This window comes from Sphingobium sp. AntQ-1 (assembly GCF_028538045.1).
GTDB classification, from domain to species: domain Bacteria; phylum Pseudomonadota; class Alphaproteobacteria; order Sphingomonadales; family Sphingomonadaceae; genus Sphingobium; species Sphingobium cupriresistens.
In genome coordinates this window covers 2,662,040-2,686,547 of sequence record NZ_CP117158.1, presented here as the reverse complement: position 1 = coordinate 2,686,547, position 24,508 = coordinate 2,662,040, and the positions used below count along the sequence as shown (strand labels likewise).

At 62.4% G+C, this 24,508-nt stretch carries 25 protein-coding genes; 13 read left to right on the top strand and 12 right to left on the bottom strand.

All coding sequences use genetic code 11. The features are described 5' to 3' along the window. Positions 1–8 precede the first annotated feature (8 nt). The 4 genes from sphantq_RS13450 to rfbD all read left to right on the top strand — a co-directional run bounded on the left by sphantq_RS13450 (position 9) and on the right by rfbD (position 3,678). Positions 9–1,289, top strand: coding sequence for a BNR repeat-containing protein (locus sphantq_RS13450; RefSeq protein ID WP_272798725.1), 1,281 nt, complete (start codon positions 9–11; stop codon positions 1,287–1,289). Between the two features lie 108 nt (positions 1,290–1,397). Further along, positions 1,398–2,282: a glucose-1-phosphate thymidylyltransferase RfbA gene (gene rfbA, locus sphantq_RS13445; protein WP_272798724.1), complete on the top strand. Its 885-nt coding sequence runs from the start codon at positions 1,398–1,400 to the stop codon at positions 2,280–2,282. Further along, complete coding sequence (rfbC, locus tag sphantq_RS13440; protein WP_066600378.1) at positions 2,279–2,824, top strand: dTDP-4-dehydrorhamnose 3,5-epimerase; 546 nt, start codon at positions 2,279–2,281, stop codon at positions 2,822–2,824. Before rfbA ends, rfbC begins: the two co-directional genes overlap by 4 nt. After that, positions 2,821–3,678, top strand: coding sequence for a dTDP-4-dehydrorhamnose reductase (gene rfbD / locus sphantq_RS13435; protein ID WP_066600374.1), 858 nt, complete (start codon positions 2,821–2,823; stop codon positions 3,676–3,678). Before rfbC ends, rfbD begins: the two co-directional genes overlap by 4 nt. Here the strand turns inward: rfbD and sphantq_RS13430 are convergent. The 4 genes from sphantq_RS13430 to sphantq_RS13415 form a co-directional block, all read right to left on the bottom strand. Further along, on the bottom strand, positions 3,662–4,837 hold the full coding sequence (locus sphantq_RS13430) for a glycosyltransferase family 4 protein (RefSeq protein ID WP_272798723.1): 1,176 nt from the start codon (positions 4,835–4,837) through the stop codon (positions 3,662–3,664). The genes rfbD and sphantq_RS13430 overlap by 17 nt on opposite strands. Positions 4,838–4,920: 83 nt before the next feature. Then, positions 4,921–5,577, bottom strand: coding sequence for an ABC transporter ATP-binding protein (locus sphantq_RS13425; RefSeq protein WP_272798722.1), 657 nt, complete (start codon positions 5,575–5,577; stop codon positions 4,921–4,923). Then, positions 5,574–6,383 (bottom strand): ABC transporter permease, encoded by an 810-nt coding sequence (locus tag sphantq_RS13420; protein ID WP_272798721.1) that lies wholly within the window; start codon positions 6,381–6,383, stop codon positions 5,574–5,576. The genes sphantq_RS13425 and sphantq_RS13420 overlap by 4 nt, the downstream gene beginning before the upstream one ends. Next, positions 6,383–7,633: a hypothetical protein gene (locus sphantq_RS13415; RefSeq protein ID WP_272798720.1), complete on the bottom strand. Its 1,251-nt coding sequence runs from the start codon at positions 7,631–7,633 to the stop codon at positions 6,383–6,385. The genes sphantq_RS13420 and sphantq_RS13415 overlap by 1 nt, the downstream gene beginning before the upstream one ends. Before the next feature lie 38 nt (positions 7,634–7,671). On the opposite strand from sphantq_RS13415, the gene sphantq_RS13410 reads away from it, so the two are divergent. The 4 genes from sphantq_RS13410 to sphantq_RS13395 all read left to right on the top strand — a co-directional run bounded on the left by sphantq_RS13410 (position 7,672) and on the right by sphantq_RS13395 (position 12,273). Further along, entirely contained in the window at positions 7,672–8,982 is a 1,311-nt protein-coding gene (locus tag sphantq_RS13410) for a UDP-glucose dehydrogenase family protein (RefSeq protein WP_066600365.1), read from the top strand. Between the two features lie 58 nt (positions 8,983–9,040). Next, on the top strand, positions 9,041–10,075 hold the full coding sequence (gene gmd, locus sphantq_RS13405) for a GDP-mannose 4,6-dehydratase (RefSeq protein WP_066600358.1): 1,035 nt from the start codon (positions 9,041–9,043) through the stop codon (positions 10,073–10,075). A 9-nt stretch (positions 10,076–10,084) separates the two neighbouring features. Continuing rightward, positions 10,085–10,981, top strand: a complete 897-nt coding sequence (locus sphantq_RS13400) for an NAD-dependent epimerase/dehydratase family protein (protein ID WP_066600356.1) — start codon at positions 10,085–10,087, stop codon at positions 10,979–10,981. A gap of 122 nt (positions 10,982–11,103) precedes the next feature. Next, entirely contained in the window at positions 11,104–12,273 is a 1,170-nt protein-coding gene (locus tag sphantq_RS13395) for a polysaccharide biosynthesis/export family protein (protein ID WP_272798719.1), read from the top strand. A 291-nt stretch (positions 12,274–12,564) separates the two neighbouring features. Here the strand turns inward: sphantq_RS13395 and sphantq_RS13390 are convergent, their stop codons facing one another. The 7 genes from sphantq_RS13390 to sphantq_RS13360 form a co-directional block, all read right to left on the bottom strand. Then, complete coding sequence (locus sphantq_RS13390; RefSeq protein ID WP_066600351.1) at positions 12,565–13,848, bottom strand: capsule biosynthesis protein; 1,284 nt, start codon at positions 13,846–13,848, stop codon at positions 12,565–12,567. Beyond that, positions 13,841–15,481: a capsular polysaccharide export protein, LipB/KpsS family gene (locus sphantq_RS13385; RefSeq protein WP_066600348.1), complete on the bottom strand. Its 1,641-nt coding sequence runs from the start codon at positions 15,479–15,481 to the stop codon at positions 13,841–13,843. The genes sphantq_RS13390 and sphantq_RS13385 overlap by 8 nt, the downstream gene beginning before the upstream one ends. Before the next feature lie 155 nt (positions 15,482–15,636). Then, positions 15,637–16,932, bottom strand: a complete 1,296-nt coding sequence (locus sphantq_RS13380) for a glycosyltransferase family 4 protein (RefSeq protein WP_066600346.1) — start codon at positions 16,930–16,932, stop codon at positions 15,637–15,639. Positions 16,933–16,981: 49 nt separating this feature from the next. After that, the gene (locus sphantq_RS13375) at positions 16,982–17,422 is read right to left on the bottom strand and encodes an HIT family protein (RefSeq protein WP_066600343.1); all 441 of its coding nucleotides are present in this window, start codon (positions 17,420–17,422) and stop codon (positions 16,982–16,984) included. Between the two features lie 11 nt (positions 17,423–17,433). Next, complete coding sequence (locus tag sphantq_RS13370) at positions 17,434–18,069, bottom strand: CoA transferase subunit B (RefSeq protein ID WP_066600338.1); 636 nt, start codon at positions 18,067–18,069, stop codon at positions 17,434–17,436. 2 nt (positions 18,070–18,071) lie between these two features. Beyond that, a complete protein-coding gene (locus sphantq_RS13365) occupies positions 18,072–18,953 on the bottom strand; it encodes an HAD family acid phosphatase (protein ID WP_272798718.1) in 882 nt (293 codons plus the stop codon). Then, positions 18,953–19,663: a CoA transferase subunit A gene (locus sphantq_RS13360; protein WP_066604919.1), complete on the bottom strand. Its 711-nt coding sequence runs from the start codon at positions 19,661–19,663 to the stop codon at positions 18,953–18,955. Before sphantq_RS13360 ends, sphantq_RS13365 begins: the two co-directional genes overlap by 1 nt. Before the next feature lie 91 nt (positions 19,664–19,754). Between sphantq_RS13360 and sphantq_RS13355 the strand changes: the two genes are divergently transcribed. Next, positions 19,755–20,645, top strand: a complete 891-nt coding sequence (locus sphantq_RS13355) for a LysR family transcriptional regulator (RefSeq protein ID WP_066600330.1) — start codon at positions 19,755–19,757, stop codon at positions 20,643–20,645. Here the strand turns inward: sphantq_RS13355 and thiS are convergent. Then, on the bottom strand, positions 20,642–21,643 hold the full coding sequence (gene thiS, locus sphantq_RS13350; protein ID WP_082678958.1) for a sulfur carrier protein ThiS: 1,002 nt from the start codon (positions 21,641–21,643) through the stop codon (positions 20,642–20,644). The two genes, sphantq_RS13355 and thiS, sit on opposite strands and share 4 nt — an antisense overlap. A 114-nt stretch (positions 21,644–21,757) precedes the next feature. On the opposite strand from thiS, the gene aroQ reads away from it, so the two are divergent. From aroQ to sphantq_RS13330, 4 genes are all read left to right on the top strand, one after another. Then, positions 21,758–22,198, top strand: a complete 441-nt coding sequence (aroQ, locus tag sphantq_RS13345) for a type II 3-dehydroquinate dehydratase (RefSeq protein WP_066600326.1) — start codon at positions 21,758–21,760, stop codon at positions 22,196–22,198. A gap of 93 nt (positions 22,199–22,291) precedes the next feature. Next, positions 22,292–22,783, top strand: a complete 492-nt coding sequence (accB, locus tag sphantq_RS13340) for an acetyl-CoA carboxylase biotin carboxyl carrier protein (protein WP_272798717.1) — start codon at positions 22,292–22,294, stop codon at positions 22,781–22,783. 13 nt (positions 22,784–22,796) lie between these two features. Next, positions 22,797–24,149: an acetyl-CoA carboxylase biotin carboxylase subunit gene (accC, locus tag sphantq_RS13335; protein WP_066600319.1), complete on the top strand. Its 1,353-nt coding sequence runs from the start codon at positions 22,797–22,799 to the stop codon at positions 24,147–24,149. Continuing rightward, on the top strand, positions 24,146–24,490 hold the full coding sequence (locus sphantq_RS13330) for an arsenate reductase family protein (protein ID WP_066600316.1): 345 nt from the start codon (positions 24,146–24,148) through the stop codon (positions 24,488–24,490). Before accC ends, sphantq_RS13330 begins: the two co-directional genes overlap by 4 nt. Positions 24,491–24,508 lie beyond the last annotated feature (18 nt).

Sequence of the window (24,508 nt, the reverse complement as noted above, 5' to 3'; positions counted from 1 at the left end):
ACTTGTTCATGATCCCGCCGCCTCAAATCGTCGATCGCGTCTGGTCAGGCCATCCTGTGGATTTCGCCATGGCGGCCGATGAAGAGCGCCTCTACATCGGCTATTATGACGCCGACCGTATGTTGACGCTGGCAAGCCGCTTGCTGGCGGGCGGTGACTGGTCGTTTCGAAGCTTTCCATCGAAAGTCGGCTGGGACAGCCATAAATATATCGCGTTGGCGCTAGACGGGCATGGTCGGCTCCACATGGCCGCAAACATGCACGTCTCGCCTCTCAACTATCACATCATGGCGCAACCCGGCCAGATCGATACGATGACGCGAGCGCCGTTTCTGGTCGAGCCGGAACAGGAAAGTCGCGTCACCTATCCTGAATTTCTGCATCTGCCCGGCGGCGACCTGGTGTTCAAGTTTCGCGACGGTCGCAGCGGCAATGGCAATACGCTCTATTATTGCTACGACGACAGCGAACGCAATTGGCGCAATCTGACCGGCGCGCCGATCCTGGACGGCGGCGGCGAACGGAACGCCTATCCGGTAGGTCCCGTGCTGAGCGAGGATGGCTGGTTCCATCTCGTCTGGGTCTGGCGCGAAACGCGGATGGCGGAAACCAATCACAGCCTCTGCCACGCGATGAGTCGCGACTTGGTGCATTGGCAGCGGGCCAATGGGAAACCGCTCACCCTGCCGATCGCCTGTGCCGATGCGCCGATCGTGGACCCCGTTCCGCAAGGTGGAGGCATAATCAACAATAATACGCTGATCGGCTTCGACCATCTCCACCGCCCCGTCATCACCTACCACAAATATGACGCCAACGGGCAGACCCAGATTTTCCTGGCCCGTTACCAACGAAGACGCTGGGAAATTGCGCAAGCCAGCGAGTGGTCAGGCTATCGCTGGGATTTCGGGGGTCCAGGGACATTGGATTTCGAAATCACCCTGGCGCCGCCCTATCAGAAGGGATCGCGGCTCGTCGCCCCCGTCTCGCGCTTGGGTCGCAAAAGCTTGCTACGGCTGGACGGCAGGACCTTGGCTCGCCTGGACGAGGTCGAGCAGCCTCAGGACGCTGTACATGACCTGCTGGCGCAACATGACCTGCCCGAGGGCATGGAATGGAGCCACGTCCCCTTGGCGCTGCCGGACCGGCATTTCCTGCTGGCCTGGCCGACCTTCCCGCCGCATCGCGACCGCCCGCGCCGAACCCATCCCAGCCCGACGCGACTGATGCTGCTGGAAATCGCGCCATCGGACGCCGACAATTCGCCGCGCGGAAAGGAAGCAACATAGACTTCGCCAATTGCGGGCGGTTTGGAATAAGGTTACTGCCGTCCACGATTCTTGCTTTCCACCCTACCCTGCCCTAATCTGCCGGCACGGCGTCAATCGGAGAATATCGTGCGCAAAGGAATAATATTGGCCGGCGGCTCAGGCACCCGACTCTATCCGTTGACTAAAGGCGTCTCCAAGCAATTGATGCCGGTCTATGACAAGCCGATGATCTATTACCCGTTGTCGACACTTATGTTGTCGGGGATTCGGGAAATTCTTATCATCACGACCCCGCATGACGCTGCAGCATTCCAGGCCCTGCTGGGAAGCGGCGAGGAAATGGGCCTGTCCCTTTCCTATGCGGTGCAACCCGAACCGGCCGGACTGGCGCAGGCCTATCATATTGGCGCCGATTTTGTCGGGTCCAATCCCTCGACCCTGGTCCTGGGCGACAATATCTTTTACGGTCATGGCTTGGTGGAGTTGCTATCCAACGCCAGCGCGCGTGAAACGGGCGCCACCGTCTTTGGCTATTATGTCAGCGATCCGACCGCCTATGGCGTGGTGTCCTTCGGCTCCGATGGGCGGGCGGAGACGATCGAGGAAAAGCCGGTCGCGCCCAAATCCAACTATGCTGTCACCGGCCTCTATTTCTACGATGGCCGCGCCGTCGATTTCGCCCGCGACCTTGCCCCTTCGCCGCGCGGCGAACTGGAGATCACCGACCTCAACCGCCTCTATCTGGAGGAAGGATCACTGTCGGTCGAGATCATGGGGCGTGGCTATGCATGGCTCGATACCGGCACGCATGGCTCGCTGCTGGACGCGGCGCTCTATGTGCGCGTAACCGAAGATCGGCAGGGCCTCAAAATCTGCTGCCCGGAAGAAATCGCCTGGCGCCAGGGCTTCATCGATGATGCCCAGCTCGAAAAGGTCGCCACGCCGCTGCTCAAGAGCGGTTATGGCAATTATCTGATGGGCCTGCTCACGGGCAAGGGAGCCATTGCGTGAGAATCATAGAAACCGCCATTCCCGGCCCGCTGATCATCGAACCGCGCGTCTTCGGTGACGATCGCGGCTTCTTCATGGAAAGCTGGAACGCATCCGCCTTCCGCGAAGCGGGACTCGACCTCAATTTCGTGCAGGACAATCACAGCCGCTCGGCTCGTGGCGTGTTGCGCGGCCTGCATTTTCAAAATCCCAATCCGCAGGGCAAGCTGGTGCGCGTGGCGGCGGGTCGCGTGTGGGATGTTGCGGTCGATATCCGTCGTTCCAGCCCGCATTTCGGCCAATGGGTCGGCGTCGAACTGTCCGCAGCCAATAAACGGATGTTCTGGGTGCCCGAAGGCTTCGCCCATGGTTTTGTGAGCCTGGAGGACGGCACCGACTTCCTCTATAAATGCACGGCGCTCTACGAGCCTGCTTCGGACCATAGCCTGCTCTGGAACGATCCCGCGATCGGCATCGAATGGCCGTTGGAAGGACTGGAACCGCAGCTATCCGGCAAGGATCAACAGGCCAAGACGCTGGCAGAGATAGAGGCGTTCGCGTGAAGATCGTCATCACCGGCTGCAATGGCCAGTTGGGCCGCAGCCTTCAAGCCACGGCCCCGGTCGGCGCGGAATTGATATGCCTGGGTTCGGCCGATCTGGACATCAGTGACGCCGAGGCTGTCACGCAACAAATTGCGGACCATTGCCCCGACATCGTCGTCAACGCGGCGGCTTATACCGCCGTCGATCGTGCAGAGCAGGAAGAAGAGCGCGCCTTCGCCATCAACGGTGCGGGCGCCGGCCATCTGGCGGCGGCGGCACGGCGCCAAGGCGCGCGGTTCGTTCATGTTTCCACCGACTTCGTGTTCGATGGCGCATCGGGCACGCCCTATCCTGTCAATGCTGCGACCAACCCGATGGGCGCTTATGGTCGCTCGAAGCTGGCGGGCGAGCAAGCGGCTGGCCCGGATGCGCTGATCGTGCGCACCGCCTGGGTCTACGCCCCCGAAGGCGGCAATTTCGTGCGCACCATGTTGCGATTGATGGGGGAGCGGCCCGAAGTGCGGGTAGTCGCCGACCAGATCGGTACGCCGACCTATGCTCCGGCTCTGGCCGATGCGATATGGCGGCTGCTCGCCGCCGACGCCAAGGGTATGCATCATTATACCGACAGCGGCGCGGCCAGCTGGTACGATTTTGCGGTCGCGATTCAGGAAGAAGCGCTCACGGCCGGGCTGCTGACGCACCAGGCCGTCATCATTCCGATAGCGACCAGCGACTATCCTACACCGGCCCAACGCCCCAGCTATTCGGTGCTGGACAAGAGCGCAACCTTCGCCGCGATCGGCGGCCCGGCGCCGCATTGGCGGCATAATTTGCGGGTCATGATCGCAGCGATCAAAGCCCAGGGCTGATGTCTGAAGCTAAGGGCCGATCGTTTACGGCTGGCGCCTGGGCGATCGCCAGCGCCTTCAAAAGTCTGGCCAGGCTCTCATCCCATCCTCCAGCATAGTTTATGGAGGGTGGCTGCGGCGCATTCATCGATGCGATGATGGCGTCGGCAAGGGCATCAGGGGCATCGGAGGGAAAATAGTCCAGCCCTGATTGCTGCAGTTCGCGAAAGACGGGCAGATCGCGGGCCAGCACCCTGCGTCCATGGCGCAACGCTTCCACGATCGGCAGGCCATAGCCTTCGCCCAGCGACGGCACCACCACCAGTGCCGCATTATCATAGAGAGCCGTCAGGAACTCGTCCGATACGTCACGCAGCCAATGGAAGCCAGCGCATGTCCGGGCATGATCGGTCATGCGCCGCTGGACATCTTCCGTCCGCCAACCCGGTCTTCCGACCATCACCAGGTCGGGTGCCTGCTCGCCCAGTCGCCCCTGCAACCGATCAAAGGCGTCCAGCAGCGGCGCATGGGCCTTGCGCGGCTCGACCGTCGCGACCATCAGGATCGTCGGGCGCCGCCGCATCCGCATGAGCAACGCATGACCGTCCGCATCCATTCCGCGACTGGGACGGCTTGCACCGATATCTCCGCTCAGCGGCAATAGGGCATGACGGATCACAGGCCGCCGCTTGCTCCGGCGCGTGCGCAGCACATCATCCAGATCGACCGAAACCGACTGCGATATGCAAAGCGCCGTGTCGCAATGCCGTTCGATGATCCTGATCCAGCGACCGAAATGGCGGGCTGTGCTCGGCGGAAACCAGTCGGGGCGGCGCAGCGGCAATATATCATATATGACCATGGCAATGCTTGCGCCATGCCGCTGCCACCGCGCTACCTGTCGTCGGTGTCGCCACAGCCGATGCGCCGCCAGATCCAGCCCCAGAAAGATATCGCCCGATTGCAGCTCGACCAGCGGTTGCTTCGGGTCCGGCAGGGCGATGCCCCCATCCGACAAATCTGCGCGACGATAGCCCCCCTTCACCGTCGCGGCGACCGCTACGAGTTCGAAGCCGGGCAGAGTCGCCTGCCGCAACTGTTCCCACAGGGATCGCACCACGCGCTGAATGCCGGTCCCGGCATCATGCTGAGCGATGGTAGAGAGGTCCACAGCCAGCATTCGCAGGCGATCTGACGGATGGTCCGTCCGGCGACGCGCTCCATGTCCCCATCCTCTGGCGCGAAAAAGCCAGTCCCAAGGCTTCATTCGTTATAATGCGCCTGGTAATAATGATAGGCCTCATCGACATCGTCGAAGGGCACGAGTCTGCCATCGACCAGAACGGCGGCGATGTCGCAATTCTGCCGGATGAAGCCAGGGTTGTGCGATACGAAAAACATCGATCGATCGGCGCGCTTGACGATCAGTTCCTCACGACAGCGATCCTGAAACCGCTGGTCGCCGACGGCGACAACTTCGTCGATCAGAAAACAGTCGAAATCGACGACCAGAGAGATGGCGAAGCCCAGCCGCGCCCGCATACCCGCCGAATAATTTTTCAACGGTTCGCGCATATAACGGCCAAGTTCGGCGAAATCCTCGACGGCCGGCAGAGCTTCTTCGGGATCCTTGCCGTAGATTCGACAGATGAATTTCAGATTGTCATAGCCGGTCAGCGATTGCTGGAAAGCGCCCGAAAAAGCGAGCGGCCAGGAAATGGTCATGTCGCGTTCGACATAGCCTGTCGTTGGCCTTTCAACGCCGCCCAAGATTCGAATCAGCGTGGTCTTGCCTGCGCCATTGCGACCAAGGATGCCGATCTTCTGCCCTTTTTCAAGGGTCAGGTTGACGTCCTTGAGCACATGATTCTTGCCCCGGCGGGTATCATAATATTTGTTGATGGCGACGAGGCGGATCATTCGGGCACGAGGTTCCGGCTAGCATAGCGAATTTCGATAAGTGCGAACAACATCAACGCGACGTTCCACGTTATCAGATAGGCCGGATCATAGTGCGCCTCGAAGTGCGAGCCAAAGAAACCGTCCCGGACCCATTCGACGCCATGCACCATCGGGACGTAAAGGATAAAATTACGCAACGCTGCCGGTGCTGCATCCACCAACCAGCCTGCCCCGGAAAGGGGGAACATCAGATAGGTGATGGGATGCCAGAATTTGTCGATCAGTTCCGAGCGATTCGATAGGGCGCCGATGAACATCGCCAAGGATATGCCAAACCACGCCAGCATGATCCAGCCGATCACAACCTTGGCCGGGTCTTCCGGCAAATTTAGCCAGCCGATGGATGCGAAAAACAGGGTCAGTACGAAGAAGGACGTGCCGACGCCAATGCATTCCAACAACACGCGCGCGGCGAAAATGTCGATGACCTTCACATTGCGATGGTACATCAGCGACAGATTGGGATGAATGGCGCCGACCAGACGGTTGGGCATGTTACGCCAGACCAGCACGCTGGAATAGCCTGTCAATGCGAAGGCCGCGATTGGCAGGTCCGCGCCATGAAGATTGCGCAATGCGCTCCACAGCAGCGTCACGCCTATCGTGAATATCATCGGTTCTACGAACAGCCACAAAAAGCCGATATTATGTCGACCGTAACGAGTGATCACCTCACGCATGAGCAATGCGAAAATGACGCGGCGCTGAATTTGCCACGAGCGGGCAAGGCTGGGCGTTTGTCCCGGATTTTCCGCTTCCGGCATCAGTCACCATGCTCCCGCACGCCGGCCAGCAGCATAGAGGTGATCGCCCACAAGACCAGACCGATCGCGAAAATGCTCAGAATACCGCGCAAACGCTTCGGCGCTGACGCGCTGTCAGGCAGGCTGGGCTGCACGATCCGCTCGACATAGGCCTGCTTGCGCCTTGCCTCGTTACGCGCCTCCTGCAGCGACGTCATCGCTGCACCCAGATCACGGTCGGCCAACTGGGTTTCCAGTTGAAGCCGCTGGAACTGAGCGGCCGTCGCAGCGAGCGACTTTTGATTGCCGGCCACGAGGCCCGTCTGTTCCGCAATTTCCCGATTCAGTTCAGCGATACGCGCGCGGAGCACCGGAACTTGCGGATTCTGCGGCGTCAGCATCTGCAATTGCACCAATTGGGTCTTGGTGGAGATCACGTCGTCCTGCAGCTTGGAAATCATCTGCAATTGGACCGTCGCCTGTTTTTCAGGGTCCACCACGCCTTCGCGATTGCGATAGTCGGACAAGGCGAGCGCCGCCGCGCGCGCCTTTTCCTTTGCGTCCTCTACTTCGCGACTGCTGTTGCTGACGACGTCTTCACGCCCGCGCTTGTTGAGACGATTGACCAACTCCTCGGTCAGATCGAGCAGACGCAGATTGATCTTATGCGCTGCTTCTGGAGAAAAGGCTTTGACGGTCAGAACCGCAATACCCGTCCCGCCGTCATATTTGATTTCGACCTGATCCTGGTAGAAACTATACAGCTTTTCCATGCTGCCGTTCAAGCCAAGGCCGTTGAAGCGATTCAGAAACGACACGTCCCGGCTGCCATAGGCCTGCGAGATCAAGCCGTCCCGGTTCAAATTCTTCAGAGCGTCGCGGGAAATGATGTAATCCGTCGCGACAAAGGCTTCATCCGTCGCATTGGAGAAGCCGCCGCTTCTCAGAAGCGCGCCCAGCCCGCCCGTGGATTTCTTTTCCGAACTTTTGACGACGAACCGTGATTCCGACGTATAAACGCTGGAACTCAATGTGAAATAAATGGTCGCAATTGCGGTCGGAACAAGCACCGTGATGATGAAAAGCGAAGGCAATCCACCGATTTTTGCGGGAATTTTTGTCATTGAAAAGCAAGTCTCTCGGTTCGCGAGTTTGTTACGCGCTGCACAATTCAATGTCCAGCGACTTGCTTCTCGCCCTGCCGACAAAAAAGGACCGCTGAAGGCTTGCCATATCCGCCATCGCCTTTGTATCTGCGGTACATCACGCACATGCGGGATTAAGACCAGCGCGGAGGCGGACGCATTCCATGAAAATCACGATGATCGGCACGGGTTATGTTGGACTTGTGTCAGGGGCCTGTTTTGCGGATTTTGGTCATGACGTGGTATGCGTGGACAAGGACGCCGGCAAGATCGCGGCGATCGAGTCCGGGCGGATGCCGATTTTCGAGCCGGGGCTGGACAAGCTGGTGGGCGACAATGCGGCGTCGGGCCGGCTGACCTTCACCACCGACCTGGCCGCTGGCGTCAAGGGCGCCGACGCGATCTTCATCGCGGTCGGCACGCCTTCGCGCCGGGGCGACGGCCATGCGGACCTGAGCTATGTCTATGCTGCGGCGCGGGAAATCGTTGCGGCGCTGGATGCGCCTGCGGTGATCGTGACCAAATCGACCGTGCCGGTGGGCACCGGCGACGAAGTCGAGCGGATCGCGCGCGAATTGAATCCCGACCTCGACATCCAGGTCGTGTCCAACCCCGAATTCCTGCGCGAAGGCGCGGCCATCGGCGATTTCAAGCGGCCCGATCGCGTCGTCGTGGGCACCACCGGTTCGGAACGCGCGATCGCGGTGATGAGCCAGGTCTATCGTCCGCTCAACCTCAACCAGGCGCCCTTGATGTTCACCGGCCGCCGCACCGCCGAACTCATCAAATATGCCGCCAACGCCTTCCTGGCGACCAAGATCACCTTCATCAACGAAATGGCGGACCTGTGCGAGGCGGTCGGCGCGGAAGTGCAGGACGTGTCGCGCGGCATCGGCCTCGACAACCGGATCGGCAGCAAATTCCTGCACGCAGGGCCAGGCTATGGCGGCTCCTGCTTCCCCAAGGACACGCTGGCGCTGGTCAAGACCGGCCAGGACCATGACGCCCCGATCCGCATCGTCGAAACGGTGGTGCAGGTCAACGACCTGCGCAAGCGGGCGATGGGCCGCAAGATCGTCAAGGCGATGGGCGGCGACGCCCGCGGCAAGACGGTCGCGCTGCTGGGCCTGACCTTCAAGCCCAACACCGACGACATGCGCGACGCCCCCAGCCTCGCCATCGTTCAGGCATTGGAAGACGCGGGCGCAAAGATCGTCGCCTATGATCCCGAAGGCATGGAGGTCGCCGCGCCGATGATGCCCAAGGTGGTCATGGCCAACGACGCCTATGAGGCCGCCGACGCCGCCGACGCGGTCGTGCTGGTCACCGAATGGGACATCTTCCGCGCCCTGGATTTGAAGCGCCTGGCCGCCGCCATGACCGGCACCGCGCTCATCGACCTGCGCAACATCTATCCCGCAGACGAGATCGAAGCTGCAGGCCTCGCACTCTCCCGCGTCGGTGGAAAGGTGTGAGCGCGATCGCGGGCCGGATGACTCCTCCTGTCGCTTTTTCCCGTTCGGACAATGCCGGATGACCAGCGCGATCATCACAGGCATTACCGGTCAGGATGGTGCTTATCTCGCCAAGATCCTGCTCGAAAAGGGCTATACGGTCTATGGCGCCTATCGCCGCACCAGTTCGGTCAATTTCTGGCGGATCGAGGAACTCGGCATCGCCGACGACCCGCGGCTCCATCTGGTCGAATATGATGTGACCGACCTGTCGGCCTCGCTGCGCCTGCTTCAGCAATCCGAAGCGAGCGAGGTCTATAATCTCGCCGCGCAGAGCTTCGTAGGCGTATCGTTCGAACAACCCGTCGCCACCGCGTCGATCACCGCGATCGGCGCGCTTAACTTGCTGGAGGCGATTCGGATCGTGAACCCCGCGATCCGTTTCTACCAGGCGAGCACGTCGGAAATGTTCGGCAAGGTGCAGAGCGTTCCGCAGACCGAGCAGACGCCTTTCTACCCGCGCAGTCCCTATGGCGTGTCGAAGCTTTTCGCCCATTGGAGCACGGTCAACTATCGCGAAAGCTACGGCATCTTCGCGTGCAGCGGCATATTGTTCAATCATGAAAGCCCGTTGCGCGGGCGCGAATTCGTGACGCGCAAGATCAGCGACGGTGTCGCCCGCATCATGCTGGGGCAGTTGGATTGCCTGACGCTGGGCAATATCGACGCCGCCCGCGACTGGGGCTTTGCGCAGGAATATGTCGATGGCATGTGGCGCATGTTGCAAGCGGACGCGCCGGACAATTATGTGCTGGCGACCGGAAGGACGGAAACGGTCCGCACCTTTCTGCAACTGGCGTTCCGGTCCGCCGGCATCGAGATCGCCTTTTCCGGCGAACGGGAAGAGGAAGTGGCGGTGGACACCCATTCCGGCAAGACGGTGATGCGGATCGATCCGCGCTTCTACCGCCCGGCGGAGGTCGACCATCTGGTCGGCGACGCCAGTCATGCCCAAACCCGACTCGCCTGGCGCCCGGAAACGTCGCTGGAGACGTTGTGCGACATGATGGTCCAGGCGGACATCCGGCGCAACCGGGCCGGCGTCAGCTTTTAGCGGCCCGCGATGAGCAAGGTGCTGATCACCGGTTGCGGCGGCTTCACCGGACGTCACCTGGCCGACGCGATGGCCGCCAACGGCCATGAGGTTCATGCCCTGGTGCATGAAGGCGAAAACCGCCTGATCCCGTCGGCGCAGGCGCTGCATCGGTGCGACGTCACCGACCAGGCAGCCCTGTCCCGTCTGGTGCGGACGATATCGCCCGATCAGGTGGTGCATCTGGCCGCCATATCCTTCGCGCCCCATGACGATCTGGCCGAAATGTACCGCACCAACATATTGGGCACCCGTAATCTTCTGGGTGCGCTGGCGCAGTCGCCGATACGTCCTGAAGCCGTGCTCGTCGCCAGCAGCGCCAACATCTATGGCCATCGGGGGGGGCGCCTGACTGAGGATATGCCGGCCGCGCCTTTCAACGATTATGGCGTGACCAAAGCCACCACCGAAATCGTTTGCGGGTTATTTTCCGAACAATTGCCGATCATCCTGGTGCGGCCGTTCAACTATACGGGCCTTGGCCAGTCGGCTGAATTTCTGATCCCCAAGATCGTTGATCATGCGCGGCGCGGCATCGAGCGGATAGAATTGGGCAATATCGACGTCGAACGCGACTTTTCGGATGTTCGCACGGTGATCGATGCCTATCAACGCCTGCTTGCCACGCCCGACAGCCAGGGCGGCGTCTTCAACGTCTGTTCAGGGCGACCGATCGCCTTGCGCCAGGTGCTGAATATGGTGGGCGAACTGGCTGGGCATCGGTTCGATCCTATATCCAATCCGGCTTTCATCCGGCCGAACGAGCCGGCTTCGCTATGTGGCGACCCTCAGCGGCTTGAACACATGATAGGTCCGCTGCGCACGGTTCCGATCGCGCAGACGCTGAAATGGATGTTGAACGACTGATCGCAAAAGAAGCCCGGCCTGGACCGCCGCTCATATTAAGCTTGCAACCCGCCATGGCCTATAGTGGAAAGGCGACGGCAGTCCGGCTCTCTCGCCGACCACCCTGAATATTGGAAGACCGCATGAATCGCCTGATCTATCAAGAGACAAAGCGCCCGCGCCGCCATGCGGCTGCTTTGGTTGCTTTGCTGATGCTCACTTCAGCCTGCACATCCGTCGGTCCCGGCAGCGGGCGCATCATGAATGCGCCTGAAAAATCCACGATCAGCGGGATCGAGATCGTCAGTCTCGACGATGGCAACTCACCCTATCTCGTCCAGTTGCAGCCGACGCCTGATTTTGCGGCAACCTTCGGCCAGGCCGCCCCGCTCAGCCAGTTTGTCGGCAAAGGCGATGTCCTCCAGATCATGATCTGGGAAGCGCCGCCCGCCGTGCTCTTCGGCGGCGTCACTGTCCCTGGCACCGTCAGTGGCAGCCAGGGCACCGTTCTGCCCGATTTCCTAGTCGGCGATACCGGCCGCATCAATGTTCCTTTTGCGGGATCAATACAGGCTGCGGACCGCACCCTTTTGCAAATCGAACAGGACATCGCGGCTCGACTGCGCAACAAGGCGCATATGCCCCAAGTGACGGTGCGACTGGCGCAGAATGCGGCCTCTACCGCGTCTATCGTTGGTGAAGTCGCCACCAGCGTAAGATTGCCGCTGACCGCGAAAGGCGAAACTATCCTCGACGGCATCGCCGCGTCGGGCGGGACCCGGCAACTGGCCGACAAGATCACGGTGCAGGTGACCCGTGGCGGGCGGACCGTGATGATGCCGTTGCAGGCTGTCATCCGCGACCCGCGGCAGAATATCATTCTGCGGCCTGGCGACGTAGTTACAGCATTGTTCCAGCCCTTCAGCTTCACGACACTGGGCGCGGTGAAGAAGAATGAGGAAATCCCGTTCGAATCGACCGGCCTGACCCTGTCGCAGGCGATGGGTCGCGCAGGCGGCCTGCTGTCCGCCGATCCCAAGGGCGTCTTCATCTTTCGCTGGGAGGATGCTGCGCTGTTCCCGAACCGCACAGCGGGCACGATCGTCAATGCGGAAGGCAAGGTGCCGGTCATATTCCGGGTCAATATGAAGAATCCGACGACCTATTTCACGATGCAGCGATTCCAGATCCGCGACAAGGATGTGATCTACGTCGCCAACAGTCCGATATCGGAATTTCAGCGCTTCGTTGGGATAATGGCGTCGACGATCATTCCGGTCATCTCGATCGACAACGCCCTGTCCAGAAATTGATGGGAATGGGGGGGGTGCCCCCATTCAATGCTGGAAAGAGTGCGCAGTTGATCCGTCGTCAAATCCTGGGGCAGGGCTGTCCTGCCCCAGCGATTCGATCAACCGTCGGACAATCCGATCGGCGCGCTATGCTAGGAGAGCCTGGGTGTCGAATGAGCGGCTGCTATCGGGTCGCAAACCGCTTTAGAATCTGATGACTTGACGTTGATCTGCTTCGTCATTGCCAGCGCAGCGGCCGCATGAGCAGCGTGCTGGCGACACCGGCGCGACATGGCGCCGCGAACCGGGTCGTCAGGCAGCATCGCCATGGACAATATTGATCGTCCTGCGCTTACGGCGACCGCCATGAGACATGGCCAATAATGTGGCTGGATCATGCAGCAGCCGCTCCACGGCATTTGCGACCAACATCTGCAATCCTTCCTCGCTGAGCAGACCGCCCCTGATCAGGCAGCGATCGACCAGCACGCTGCGGAAGGCGGCGTACAGCTTCATGTCCGGGGCGGCCGGAGCCGCCCAGAAATCGTCGAGGCTCGCCTGATAGACCACACCGGGAATCTTGTAGACCGAATGACCCAGTACGACCACGGGCTTGCCGCTGTTGAGGGCCAGCGTGCCCACCGTGCTGTTGACCGTGACCACGCCGATCGACTTTTCCACGACCTGCGCAATGTCCCAATCGGACAGATAGATCACCCGATCGGCCACGTCGTAATGACGAGCGAGCCTGCGGGTCAGCCGGTCCCACCCGACCAGGCCGGGATCGAGCGGATGGCGCTTGACCACCAACGACACGCCTGCGGGCGCATGTTGCGCGAAGCTCTTGATCACGAAGCGCAAGGCCGCCCGCATATTGCCGAAGGGCGAATGGATGCGAATCTGATAATCGGAATTGAGCTGCAGCGGCAGGGTGAAAAAGGGTTTGTCCCGCACCTTTTCCCATTCGTCGCGGGATCGCTGCTCATGGCTCTGGCGCATCACCAGTTTCCAGCACCAGGCGATGGATTCCATCAGAAAACTGTGCGGGCGATGGGTGTTGTAGAACGGGAAATAGGGCCGCATGAGCGCGGCGGCGAGGCCGTTGCGCATCGTGTTGCGCGCGCGCGCGCGAAAGGTGGAAGGCACAGGCGGCAGGACCGCTTCCTGCTTGGGCAGGCTGCGGGCCTGATCCATATACCATTGCGGATCGAGCGGCAGGGTGGAGTTGCCGTTGACGCCGTCATCCTGCAACGTCATGAAATCAGGCCGAATATAGCCTTCCTCTACGACATGGACCCGCAAGTCGCGCAAACGCGCCATGCCGTGGGCGGACGCATGATAGGGGCGGCAATCGCCGTAGAGGATCAGGTCGGTGACGCCCTGGTTAACGACGAAATCGTCGAAGAACAGCGGCCAGTTGCGAAACGTGCCGCGATAATCGGTAGCGTCGCCTGGCCAATCGATCTTGTCGCCGCCATTGATGTTGATCCGCAGCGCACGATGCCCCCGATCACGCAACGCCTGCGCCAGCATCGCGAAATAGGGGCCGTGCGGTCCTTGCAGGAACAGGAATGTCTTCGCGGCGGCTTCAGCCATGCAGGAACTCGGCGAACAAAGTCATAAATCGGCGTAACTTCCCCTGCAGCATCCGCAACCGGATAAGCCATGTCACCGGTGGCGTCGATCCATTCGCCATACGCTCCACCATCACTTCGGGACCGCATGGCAACCGCGTTACCGGATCGATATAGCGAGGATAGAGAATGAGCGCCGCCGCCACAAGCTGATCCACGCTGAGTCGACGGCCGCGACGACCAGTCGCCTTGGCAAGGTCACGGGTCAACCCCCAGCCGGCGTAGAAGGGCATGCCATGAACGGTGACGGCGCGGCCGCGCATCAGCGCCTCGAATCCGGTGAGGGACGACAGGACATGCACATCGTCCACCGCCTGGACCAGCTCCATCAGTGGCGCGCCGGTATCGATCGCATCGGCATGGGCCAACACGCTCGCGTCGGGCAAATGCCCCTTGCGATGTCCGGCCTGCACGTCGGGATGGGGGCGATAGACGATCCAGGCATCCGGTTCGGCGCGACGCACCCGTGTCAGGAAATCCAGATTGCCATCGACGCCCGCGCCGCCCAGCCGCACCGACAGGTCATCCTCCACCTGTCCGATCGCCAGCACCGTGCGACGCCCCGCCGGCAGATCGATCATCCGCCCGGCTTCCTGCCCATATTTGGTCACGCCCGCCGCACAGACCCGATCGCGCAGCCGCGCCGCGCGGTCGACCAAAGCTTGCGGAAAATCATGCGTCGCCAACAGCGTTTCGAGGTCGTTGGCTGCCCGCGCATTATAATAAATGCCAGTCCGGTCGACCACCACCGATCCGGGCGGATGCAGCGCCGCGCCCAGCCCGCGCGATCGCAGGAAGCCATCCTCGACCCGCGCGACCGGAACCCCCATCGCCGTCGCTTCCCCGATCGTTTCGGGCGGGACACGCGAAGGCCATATCGCCAACGCGCCGCCTTCCCGCCGGGCGCGGCGCAATCCTCGACGCGCTGACAGGAAAGGCGGCGTTTGCAGGCCATCCCATAGGCAATGGCCGATCGCCTCCCGCTTCCAAAAAGCCATGCCGCTGGCGGCGGATAGGCCGCGATTGCCGTCCAGGTGACGACGCCAGTCGGCCAGTTGCATGATGACCGCCCCCGCATCGGTCGGCGCGCCGGTGAAACAGTCGCGATAGGTGGCGGCGGCCAAGCGGCGCTTCAGCGTCATCCGTAGCGTGGCCGGATCGACCTGTACGCCATCCTGGCCGAATAGCGTTATGCCCAACAGGCCAGCGATCAATGCCAGATCGTCATCGGGCGCGGCATGGACGGCGCGGGCCTGCGCGACCAACGCCCAGGGGTCGCAGCAGGCCGGCAAGAGGCGCCCCTGAGACTTCGACGTCCGCATAGCCGTCGACGCCGGTAGGATGCCGATCTGCTGCGGCAATAATCCTTCAAGCGCTGCACCCTCGACCAGCACGCCCTCACGCACGACCAGGCGCAGTCCATGGGGACGATGCCCCCAGAAATCGCCGCCGACGCGGAATTGGGTCAGCAGGTCCAGAGTCTCGTCCGGCACCGGCGCGGCGACGTCACCATCATCAGCCGGCCGACTGATCGCGGCGGTCGATGACGCAATGCCGGCAAAGGGCGGCGAACGCAGGAACGGGACGCGCGTCATCAGGGGGCGATATGATGAGCCGACACAACCCGACCCGCGCAGGCCTGCTCGTCGATCGCCTTAGCGGATATCGCCTTAGCGGATGATGCCACGATGCGGGCCATGCCCCTGTCCTTCCATGCCTCGCCCAACCATGCGGGCGCTCGTCGGGAAGGTCAAGGAACAGAGGCTGTTACTTCTTCAATCAGGTCGGTGACGATGTCGAAATAGTCGCGCCACGTCGGCGCGCGCCAATGGGCGAGCCGCGCGATCTGGGCAGCGCGGGCGGGCGCATCGGGCTGGCTATAGGCCTCGATCGCCTGCATCCATCCCAATCCGTCGAGCGGATCGAGATAATCCGGCGCGTCGCCGCCAACCTCGCGATGGGCGGTGATGTCGCTGCAGATCACCGGCACGCCGGCCGCCAAAGCCTCGACCACCGGCATACCGAAGCCTTCGGCGAAGGACGGCATCAGCATGGCGCGGGCGTTGGCGACCAGCGCCTGCATCCGATTGTCCGACACCTCTCCCGCTTCGATCACATGGCCGCGCAGCGCCTCGGCCCGCTCCAGCATGTCGATGACATTCTCATTTTCCCAACCACGCCGGCCGATCAGCACCAGCACCGGGGCCGCATCGCCCAGCCGTTCGACCATTCGCCGCCACAGGTTGAGCAGCAAGAGGTGATTCTTCCGCGGCTCGATGGTGGAGATATAGACGAAATAGGGCCTTCCCGGCAGCGCCTCGCCCTTGGCGCCGAAGATGTCAGGCGCGTCGGCCCCGAAATGCGCGACCCGGATCGCGCGGCCGCCAAGGCCTTGGCGCATATGAGGTGCCAGCGCATCGATGGTCGCCTGGCTGTTGCCGATGATGCCGTTGGCGAAGCTGTCGATCGTGCGCACCCGGCGGCGATGTTCGTCCGCGCCCTGCGGCCGGGCATATTCAGGATGGCTGAGCGGAATGACATCATGCACCAGCGTAATGAACTTCGCGCCTTCCGCCCGCAGGATCGCTCCGACCTGCGCATGATCGTCCAGATGGTGCGGCGACACCTGCAGATAGACGCGCGGGCCGGATGCGCGTGGCACCGGCCGGGGCCGGGTGGCGAACAGGTGGCGGATGACCGCCGCCTTGCTTTCACCAACATCGGCCGAACGGGCATTACGCCATTTGGCGGCGGTGAACGCCAGGAACTGTCGCACGGCGGCGCTGTCCAGCCGCCCATAATAGCCCCCTGCAGGATGCACCGCGGAAAAAGCCAGGCGATCGGGCATTCTGTCCAGCAACTCGCGCGCATAGACATATTCGACCCGATCGATGCCGGTCGGCGCGGGATGGAAGGACCGGGACAGCAGCCGCGAAATGTCGAGGATCACCTCGCTGTCGCCACGCCCGCCCTGAAACAGCGGGCTGGCGCGCTTGGACCGCAGCGCCAGGCGCGCGCCGGGTGCGTTGAAAGGACGCAGCGCCATCAGCGCGCGCCCCGCGGAGATATCGGCCGAACGGCGAAACGGGCGCGCATCAGAATTGAGCGCGAATCTCGTCGGCCAACGCCGTGAGCGCCGCCGCGTCGGCGACATTCCCCTGCGCATGGGCGCTGAATCCCAACGGCCCACCTTCCCAGCGCGGCACGACATGGACATGGAGGTGAAACACCGTCTGCCCCGCCGGCGCGCCGTTGAACTGGGCGATGTGGATGCCGTCGGGGGCCAGCGCCCGGCGCGTGGCGTTGGCGACCTTTTTCACGCTCGCCATCACCTGCGCCAGCGCCTCATCCTCTATCTCCAGGATGTTGCGCGCCCTGGACCATTTGGAAATGACCAGGCTGTGCCCCCTCGACTGCGGCTGGATGTCGAGGAAGGCGAGCGTGTGCGCATCCTCATATAATTTGATCGACGGAATCTTGCCCGCAAGGATCAGGGCGAAGGGGTTATTGTCGTCATAAACGCCGTCAAGGCTCATCCTGGCCGTCCTCAGCTCACATAATGTGCGCTGGTCTTAGCCGCGATATCCTCCGCCGTCACGCCCGGCGCCATTTCGACCAGCTTGAACGGGCTGTCATGGTCGGGGCGCTGGAAAACGCACAGGTCCGTCACGATCATGTCGACCACATTCTTGCCGGTCAGCGGCAGGGTGCAGGCCGGAATGAACTTGGGATCGCCATTTTTGGACGTATGCTCCATGACGACGATGATCTTCTTGACGCCCGCGACCAGATCCATCGCGCCGCCCATGCCCTTGATCATCTTGCCGGGGATCATCCAGTTGGCGATGTCGCCATTTTCGGCAATCTCCATCGCGCCCAGCACGGTTAGGTCGATATGCCCGCCACGAATCATGGCGAAGCTGTCGGCCGAACTGAAATAGGCGGTCTGCGGCAATTCGCTGATCGTCTGCTTGCCCGCATTGATGAGGTCGGCGTCCTCGTCGCCCTCATAGGGAAAGGGGCCAATGCCCAACATGCCGTTTTCCGACTGGAGCGTCACCTCCACGCCATCGGGAATATGATTCGCCACCAGCGTCGGAATGCCGATGCCCAGATTCACGTAGAAACCGTCCTGCAATTCCTTCGCCGCGCGCGCGGCCATTTCGTCACGAGTCCAGGGCATGATTATTTCTCCCCTATGGCGGGCGGCGCCCACCTCTTGTCCATCGGAAATATGTCGTCGAACCCGCCCTTGAGGCCGCTGCCATAGACGGGGTTGGGCATCACGAACCAGCCATTGCCCCACAGGCCCGCGACCGGCGGTTGCAGGGTCGCGACGCGGCGTGCGGGCACGGCCTTTTCGGCATTGAGGGGGCCGGCGTTGAACAGGTCGGAAAAATCGCCCAACTGGTCGCCGCCCATGGCGATGACGCAATAGCGCGCCGCGATCGTCGCCCTGCGGCCATCCTTGCGCGATCCCATCGCATCGTCGCCGCTCAGATAGAGCGTCTGGCCATGCACCGCATCGCCCAGGCCCGCGGCCTTGATCGCGCGGACGGTCGCATCGGCATTGGCGGCCGAGCGGTTGGTATTGAAGATGACGGTAACACCCAAGCCACGCAGCGCGGCCAGCCCTTGGTCGGCGCCCGGCACCGGCCCGACCGCGCCCTCGCCCGTCTTCTCCCATGCATCCCAATCGGCGGCGTCAAAGCCTTTGCCGGTCTTCGCGTCATGATATTCATAGCCGGTGTTGAGCATCACCGTTTCGTCCACGTCGAACACCGCGGCGAAAGGCTTGTCGCCACAGGGCACGAATCGCGGCGCGGCGAGGCTCGCCCCATCCGCCAGCACGACGCTATCCTCCGGCCGCGCCTTCACCCTGGCGGACACATAGGCCAGCAGCGCATTCCAGGCCTGCGCCGAAATCGCCGCCCCCTCGCCCGACCCGTAGAGATATCGCATCCCCGCCGGTGGATTGACGGGCGGCGCGGGCGACGGCGCCACGGTCGCGCAGGCGGCCAACGGCGCCAACAGCAGCCCCCAACCCAAGCGCTTCGGCATCGACATCAGGCCGCTTCCCGCGTCCGCACCGTCCGGAATTCGATCTTCTTGTCATAGGGCGCGCCCACGATCATGCGCTTCACATAGATGCCGGGCAGATGGATCGCGTCGGGGTCCAGGCTGCCGGTCGGCACCACTTCCTCGACTTCGGCGATGCAGATTTTCGCCGCGGTCGCCATCGGCTGGTTGAAGTTGCGCGCCGTCTTGCGGAAGATCAGGTTGCCGCTCTCATCGGCCTTCCAGCCCTTGATGATCGCGACATCGGCAAAGATACCGCGCTCCAGAATATAATCCTGGCCATCGAAACTCTTGACCTCCTTGCCCTCGGCCACCTGCGTGCCGACGCCGGTCTTGGTGTAGAAGCCGGGGATGCCCGCCCCGCCCGCGCGGCAGCGTTCGGCCAGCGTCCCCTGGGGGCAGAATTCCACCTCCAGTTCGCCGGCCAGATATTGTCGCTCAAACTCCTTATTCTCGCCGACATAGGAGGAGATCATCTTCTTGACCTGGCGCGTGCGCAACAGCTTGCCCAGCCCTTCGCCGTCGATCCCGGCATTGTTACTGGCGATGGTCAGATCCTTGACGCCCGCATCGCGGATCGCGTCGATCAATCGTTCGGGAATACCACACAGGCCAAAGCCGCCCGCGCACAGATGCATCCCGTCGAACAGCAATCCTTCCAGCGCCGCAGCGGCATCGGGGTAGAGCTTCCTGGCCATCGGCATCCTTCCTTTTTTGAAAGTTCACACCGTTCTTAGGCAGCACGACCAATCAATACCAATGATTTGTTTTTTCAGTTAAACATAACCAATGTCTATCAATCGTATCGCTTTCTACCATCTCGAAACGCTGCTCTGGATCGCCCGGCTGGGCACTTTCGCAGCGGCGGCGGCGCGGCTCAACACGACCCAGCCCGCCATTTCGGCGCGCGTGCGCGAACTGGAAAGTCATCTGGGCACCGCCCTGTTCCGGCGGGAGGGTCGAGCCATGGCGCTGACTCCCGCCGGGCGCGAACTGGTGCGCGAAAGCGAACCGCTCTGGGCGCGTTTCCAGGGGGTGCTGATGGGGTGTAGCGACATATCGGGCGCGACCGGAATCATCCGAATCGGCGCGGGCGAAATTGCGGCGGCCAGCTGTCTGCCCGGCTTCGTCGCGCAACTGGGCCATGACCTGCCCCATGTCAGCCTGGAGGTGGACATTGCGCTGACGGTCGATCTGATCCAGCAACTCGCTTCCGGCCGCACCGACATCGCCTTTGCCGCCGGCCGGATCGCCCATCCGATGCTGCGCACCGCGCCGATCGGCAGCGTCGATCTGCTCTGGCTGGCCAGCCCGTCGACGGTGAGGAACATGGACGCGGCCCACACGCCGATCTGGTCGCTCACCAACCTGTCGCCGCTCTATCGCATCATGAAGGAGGCGATCGCCGCGTCGGACCTGGCCGATTGCCCGCTCAACCTGTGCAACAATGTCCGCACGATGATCGACATCGTGCTGGAAGGCGGCGGGATCGGCATCTTTCCCCATCCGATGGTGCGCCAACCCATCGCAAGCGGGCGGCTGGTGCCGGTGCCCGATGCGCCCGCCATGCCCCCGGTCGAATTTCAGGTCGCGATGCGGGCCGCGGAGTCCGATCCGCTGGTGCTGGCGATTTTCGACCGGGCGAGCCGGCTCGACCTGCGCGCCGGCGCCGCGGCCTAGATCAACCCCGCCAGGGGGCTGGACGGATCGGCATACATCCGCCTGCCCATGCGCCCGGCGCGATAGGCCATGCGCCCGGCCTCGACCCCCGCCTTCATCGCGGCGGCCATCAGCACCGGGTCTTTCGCCTCGGCAATGGCGGTGTTCATCAATACGCCGGTACAGCCCAGTTCCATCGCCTGCGCCGCTTCCGACGCGGTGCCCACGCCCGCATCGACCAGCACCGGCAGCTTGGTCCCTTCCACGATCAGGCGGATCGTCACCCGGTTCTGGATGCCCAGCCCCGACCCGATCGGCGCGCCCAGCGGCATGATCGCGACCGCGCCGACATCCTCCAGCCGCTTGGCCGCTATCGGATCGTCCACGCAATAGACCATCGGCTTGAAGCCTTCCTTGGCCAATATCTCGGTCGCGCGCAGCGTTTCGACCATATCGGGATAGAGCGTGCGCGCTTCCCCCAGCACTTCCAGCTTCACCAGGTCCCAGCCGCCCGCCTCGCGCGCCAGCCGCAGGGTGCGGATCGCGTCCTCCCCGGTGAAGCAGCCCGCGGTGTTGGGCAGGTAGGTGACCTTCTTGGGGTCGATATAGTCGGTCAGCATCGGCGCATTGGGATCGCTGACATTGACGCGGCGCACTGCCACGGTGACGATCTCCGCGCCTGACGCGGCCAGCGCGGCCGCATTCTGCTCGAAGCTCTTATATTTGCCGGTGCCCACGATCAGGCGCGACCGGAAGGTCTTGCCCGCCACGGTCCAACTGTCGTCCGTAACCGCCGACACATCACCGCCGCCGACAAAGTGGACGATCTCCAACTCGTCGCCATCCTCGACCATCACCTGCGCCAGGGTCGATCGCGGCACGACCGTCAAATTACGTTCCACCGCAACCTTTTCGGGTACGAAACCCAGTTCGCTCGCCAACTGCGCGAGGGTCATGCCGTCGCGGATGCGGCGATGTTCGCCATTGATATGGATGGAGATGGTGCCGTCTGTGCTCATCATGGCTTTCCCGAACATGCGAAGATATCTCGACTAAGCGAGACACGAAGGGCTAAGGATCGTGCCGCATATAGGGGCGGCCTTGCCCCGGTCGCAACATGCAAGGGGATCGCCATGGCCGACATGCGTAAAATCTATGTGTTAAACGGACCCAATCTGAACATGCTGGGCACGCGCGAGCCGGAAATCTACGGCTATGACACGCTGGACGATATTGCCGAGCGGATGGACGACGCCGCCACCCGCGCCCATGTCGAAATCGATTTCCGCCAGTCCAACCATGAAGGCCATCTGATCGACTGGGTGCAGGAAGCCCATGCCGAGGGCGCGCACGCCATCATCATGAATCCCGGCGGCCTCACGCACACGTCGGTCGCGCTGCATGACGCGATCAAGGCCGTGACCGTGCCGGTGATCGAAATCCACCTGTCCAACCCGCACAAGCGCGAAGCCTTCCGCCATAAAAGCTATGTCGGCATGGCGGCCAGGGGCACGATCGCGGGCTTTGGCCCGATGTCCTACATGCTGGCTCTGGAAGCCGCGCTAGAACTATAGGGCGGCGCGTTTGGGCGCACAAAAGTTGCGCTTGGGCGTAAATGCGCATAGGCGCGGGCACCAGAACCGATATTCACCGGCCAGGGACTTCACATGACCGAAAAACAAGAAAAGGGCGCAATGCAGGTACACGTACAGCTGGTGCGCGATCTCGCCGCGCTGCTCGACGACACCAACCTGACCGAGATTGAGGTCGAGGACGGCGACCGCAAGATCCGCGTCGCGCGCAAGGCCGCGGCCAGCGCCGCGCCGGTCTACGCCACGTCCGCCCCTGCCGCCGCGGCCCCCGCCGCACCGGCTGCCGCGCCTGCACCAGCCGCCGCGGCGCCGGCCGAAGCGTCGCTGCCGGCCGGCACGCTCGTCAAATCGCCGATCGTCGGCACCGCCTATCTGTCGGCCGAACCCGGCTCCGCCCCCTTCGCCCGCATCGGATCGCAGGTCGCGGCCGGCGAGACTATCCTGATCGTGGAAGCCATGAAGGTCATGAACGCGATCGCCGCGCCGGTCGCGGGCACGGTCAAGGCTGTGCTGGTCGATAACGGCCAGCCGGTCGAATATGACCAGCCGCTGATCGTCATTGAATAAGGCCGTCGGACCCATGGCCATCGAAAAGCTGCTGATCGCCAACCGCGGTGAAATCGCGCTGCGCATCCACCGCGCCTGCCATGAAATGGGCATCAAGACGGTGGCGGTCCATTCGACCGCCGACGCCGACGCCATGCATGTACGCCTCGCCGACGAAGCGATCTGCATCGGACCGCCCGCGGCCAAGGACAGCTATCTGAATGTCGCAGCGATCATTTCCGCTGCCGAGATCAGCGGCGCGGATGCGATCCATCCGGGCTATGGCTTTCTGTCGGAAAACGCCAAGTTCGCCGAAATCGTGGAAGCGCACGGCATCGCCTTCGTGGGGCCGAAGCCCGAACATATCCGCACCATGGGCGACAAGATCGAAGCCAAGCGCACCGCCGGCGCGCTGGGCCTGCCGCTCGTCCCCGGCTCCGATGGCGCGATCAGCGACCTGGACGAAGCCAAGGCGATCGCGGAGAAGGCCGGTTATCCCGTCATCATCAAGGCGGCGTCCGGCGGCGGCGGGCGCGGCATGAAGGTGTGCACTTCGCCCGACGAGTTGGAAACGCTGATGCAGCAGGCCGGTTCGGAAGCGAAGGCCGCCTTCGGCGACGCCACCGTCTATCTCGAAAAATATCTCGGCAATCCGCGCCATATCGAAATCCAGGTTTTCGGCGACGGCAATGGCAACGCCATCCATCTGGGCGAGCGCGACTGTTCGCTCCAGCGGCGTCACCAGAAGGTGCTGGAAGAAGCCCCCTCCCCGATTCTGAGCCAGGCCGATCGCGACCGCATCGGCGGCGTCTGCGCCAAGGCGATGGCCGATATGGGCTATCGCGGCGCGGGCACGATCGAATTTCTGTGGGAAGACGGCGAATTCTACTTCATCGAAATGAACACCCGGCTTCAGGTCGAACATCCGGTGACGGAGATGATCACCGGCGTCGATTTGGTGCGCGAACAGATCCGCATCGCCGAGGGCAAGCCGCTGTCGGTCACGCAGGACGAGTTGCGCTTCACCGGCCATGCGATCGAATGCCGCATCAACGCCGAAGATCCCAAGACCTTCGCGCCGTCGCCGGGCACCGTCACCAGCTATCATGTGCCGGGCGGCATGCATGTCCGCGTCGATAGCGGCCTGTATCAGGGCTATAAGGTGCCGCCCTATTACGACTCCATGATCGGCAAGCTGATCGTCTATGGCCGCACCCGCGAGGGCGCGATCATGCGGTTGAAGCGGGCGCTGGAGGAATATGTGATCGAAGGGATGAAGACCACCATCCCGCTGCATCAGGCGCTGTTGCGTGACCCCGATTTCCTCGACGGCAACTACACGATCAAATGGCTTGAGGAATGGTTGGCGCGGGAGGGCGACGCATGAAGGCGACCATCTGGCACAACCCCAAATGCGGCACCTCGCGCAAGACGCTGGCGATCATCGAGGAGACGCCGGGCGTCGAGGTCGAGGTGATCGAGTATCTGAAAACCCCGTTCACCCGCGACAAGCTGGCGCAGATCATCGCCGACGCCGGATTGACCCCGGCGGAGGCGATCCGCAAGATGGGCACCGACGCAGAGGAACGCGGTCTGCCGGCGATGGACGCCGATGCGATCCTGGACGAAATGGCGTCAAATCCCGCTTATGTGAATCGCCCTTTTGTCGAGACGGAAAAGGGCGTTCGCTTCTGTCGGCCGCAGGATAAGGTATTGGAAATACTCTAGGAATTGTCCGACTTATCG

Excerpts from the sequence above, each read along its gene's own strand:
- sphantq_RS13450 (WP_272798725.1), top strand. The coding sequence starts at position 9 with ATGATCCCGCCGCCTCAAATCGTCGATCGCGTCTGGTCAGGCCATCCT.
- sphantq_RS13430 (WP_272798723.1), bottom strand. The coding sequence starts at position 4,837 with ATGCTGGCTGTGGACCTCTCTACCATCGCTCAGCATGATGCCGGGACC.
- sphantq_RS13425 (WP_272798722.1), bottom strand. The coding sequence starts at position 5,577 with ATGATCCGCCTCGTCGCCATCAACAAATATTATGATACCCGCCGGGGC.
- sphantq_RS13420 (WP_272798721.1), bottom strand. The coding sequence starts at position 6,383 with ATGCCGGAAGCGGAAAATCCGGGACAAACGCCCAGCCTTGCCCGCTCG.
- sphantq_RS13410 (WP_066600365.1), top strand. The coding sequence starts at position 7,672 with ATGAAAATCACGATGATCGGCACGGGTTATGTTGGACTTGTGTCAGGG.
- gmd (WP_066600358.1), top strand. The coding sequence starts at position 9,041 with ATGACCAGCGCGATCATCACAGGCATTACCGGTCAGGATGGTGCTTAT.
- sphantq_RS13400 (WP_066600356.1), top strand. The coding sequence starts at position 10,085 with ATGAGCAAGGTGCTGATCACCGGTTGCGGCGGCTTCACCGGACGTCAC.
- sphantq_RS13395 (WP_272798719.1), top strand. The coding sequence starts at position 11,104 with ATGAATCGCCTGATCTATCAAGAGACAAAGCGCCCGCGCCGCCATGCG.
- sphantq_RS13390 (WP_066600351.1), bottom strand. The coding sequence starts at position 13,848 with ATGGCTGAAGCCGCCGCGAAGACATTCCTGTTCCTGCAAGGACCGCAC.
- sphantq_RS13385 (WP_066600348.1), bottom strand. The coding sequence starts at position 15,481 with ATGACGCGCGTCCCGTTCCTGCGTTCGCCGCCCTTTGCCGGCATTGCG.
- sphantq_RS13380 (WP_066600346.1), bottom strand. The coding sequence starts at position 16,932 with ATGGCGCTGCGTCCTTTCAACGCACCCGGCGCGCGCCTGGCGCTGCGG.
- sphantq_RS13375 (WP_066600343.1), bottom strand. The coding sequence starts at position 17,422 with ATGAGCCTTGACGGCGTTTATGACGACAATAACCCCTTCGCCCTGATC.
- sphantq_RS13370 (WP_066600338.1), bottom strand. The coding sequence starts at position 18,069 with ATGCCCTGGACTCGTGACGAAATGGCCGCGCGCGCGGCGAAGGAATTG.
- sphantq_RS13365 (WP_272798718.1), bottom strand. The coding sequence starts at position 18,953 with ATGTCGATGCCGAAGCGCTTGGGTTGGGGGCTGCTGTTGGCGCCGTTG.
- sphantq_RS13360 (WP_066604919.1), bottom strand. The coding sequence starts at position 19,663 with ATGGCCAGGAAGCTCTACCCCGATGCCGCTGCGGCGCTGGAAGGATTG.
- sphantq_RS13355 (WP_066600330.1), top strand. The coding sequence starts at position 19,755 with ATGTCTATCAATCGTATCGCTTTCTACCATCTCGAAACGCTGCTCTGG.
- thiS (WP_082678958.1), bottom strand. The coding sequence starts at position 21,643 with ATGAGCACAGACGGCACCATCTCCATCCATATCAATGGCGAACATCGC.
- aroQ (WP_066600326.1), top strand. The coding sequence starts at position 21,758 with ATGGCCGACATGCGTAAAATCTATGTGTTAAACGGACCCAATCTGAAC.
- accB (WP_272798717.1), top strand. The coding sequence starts at position 22,292 with ATGACCGAAAAACAAGAAAAGGGCGCAATGCAGGTACACGTACAGCTG.
- accC (WP_066600319.1), top strand. The coding sequence starts at position 22,797 with ATGGCCATCGAAAAGCTGCTGATCGCCAACCGCGGTGAAATCGCGCTG.
- sphantq_RS13330 (WP_066600316.1), top strand. The coding sequence starts at position 24,146 with ATGAAGGCGACCATCTGGCACAACCCCAAATGCGGCACCTCGCGCAAG.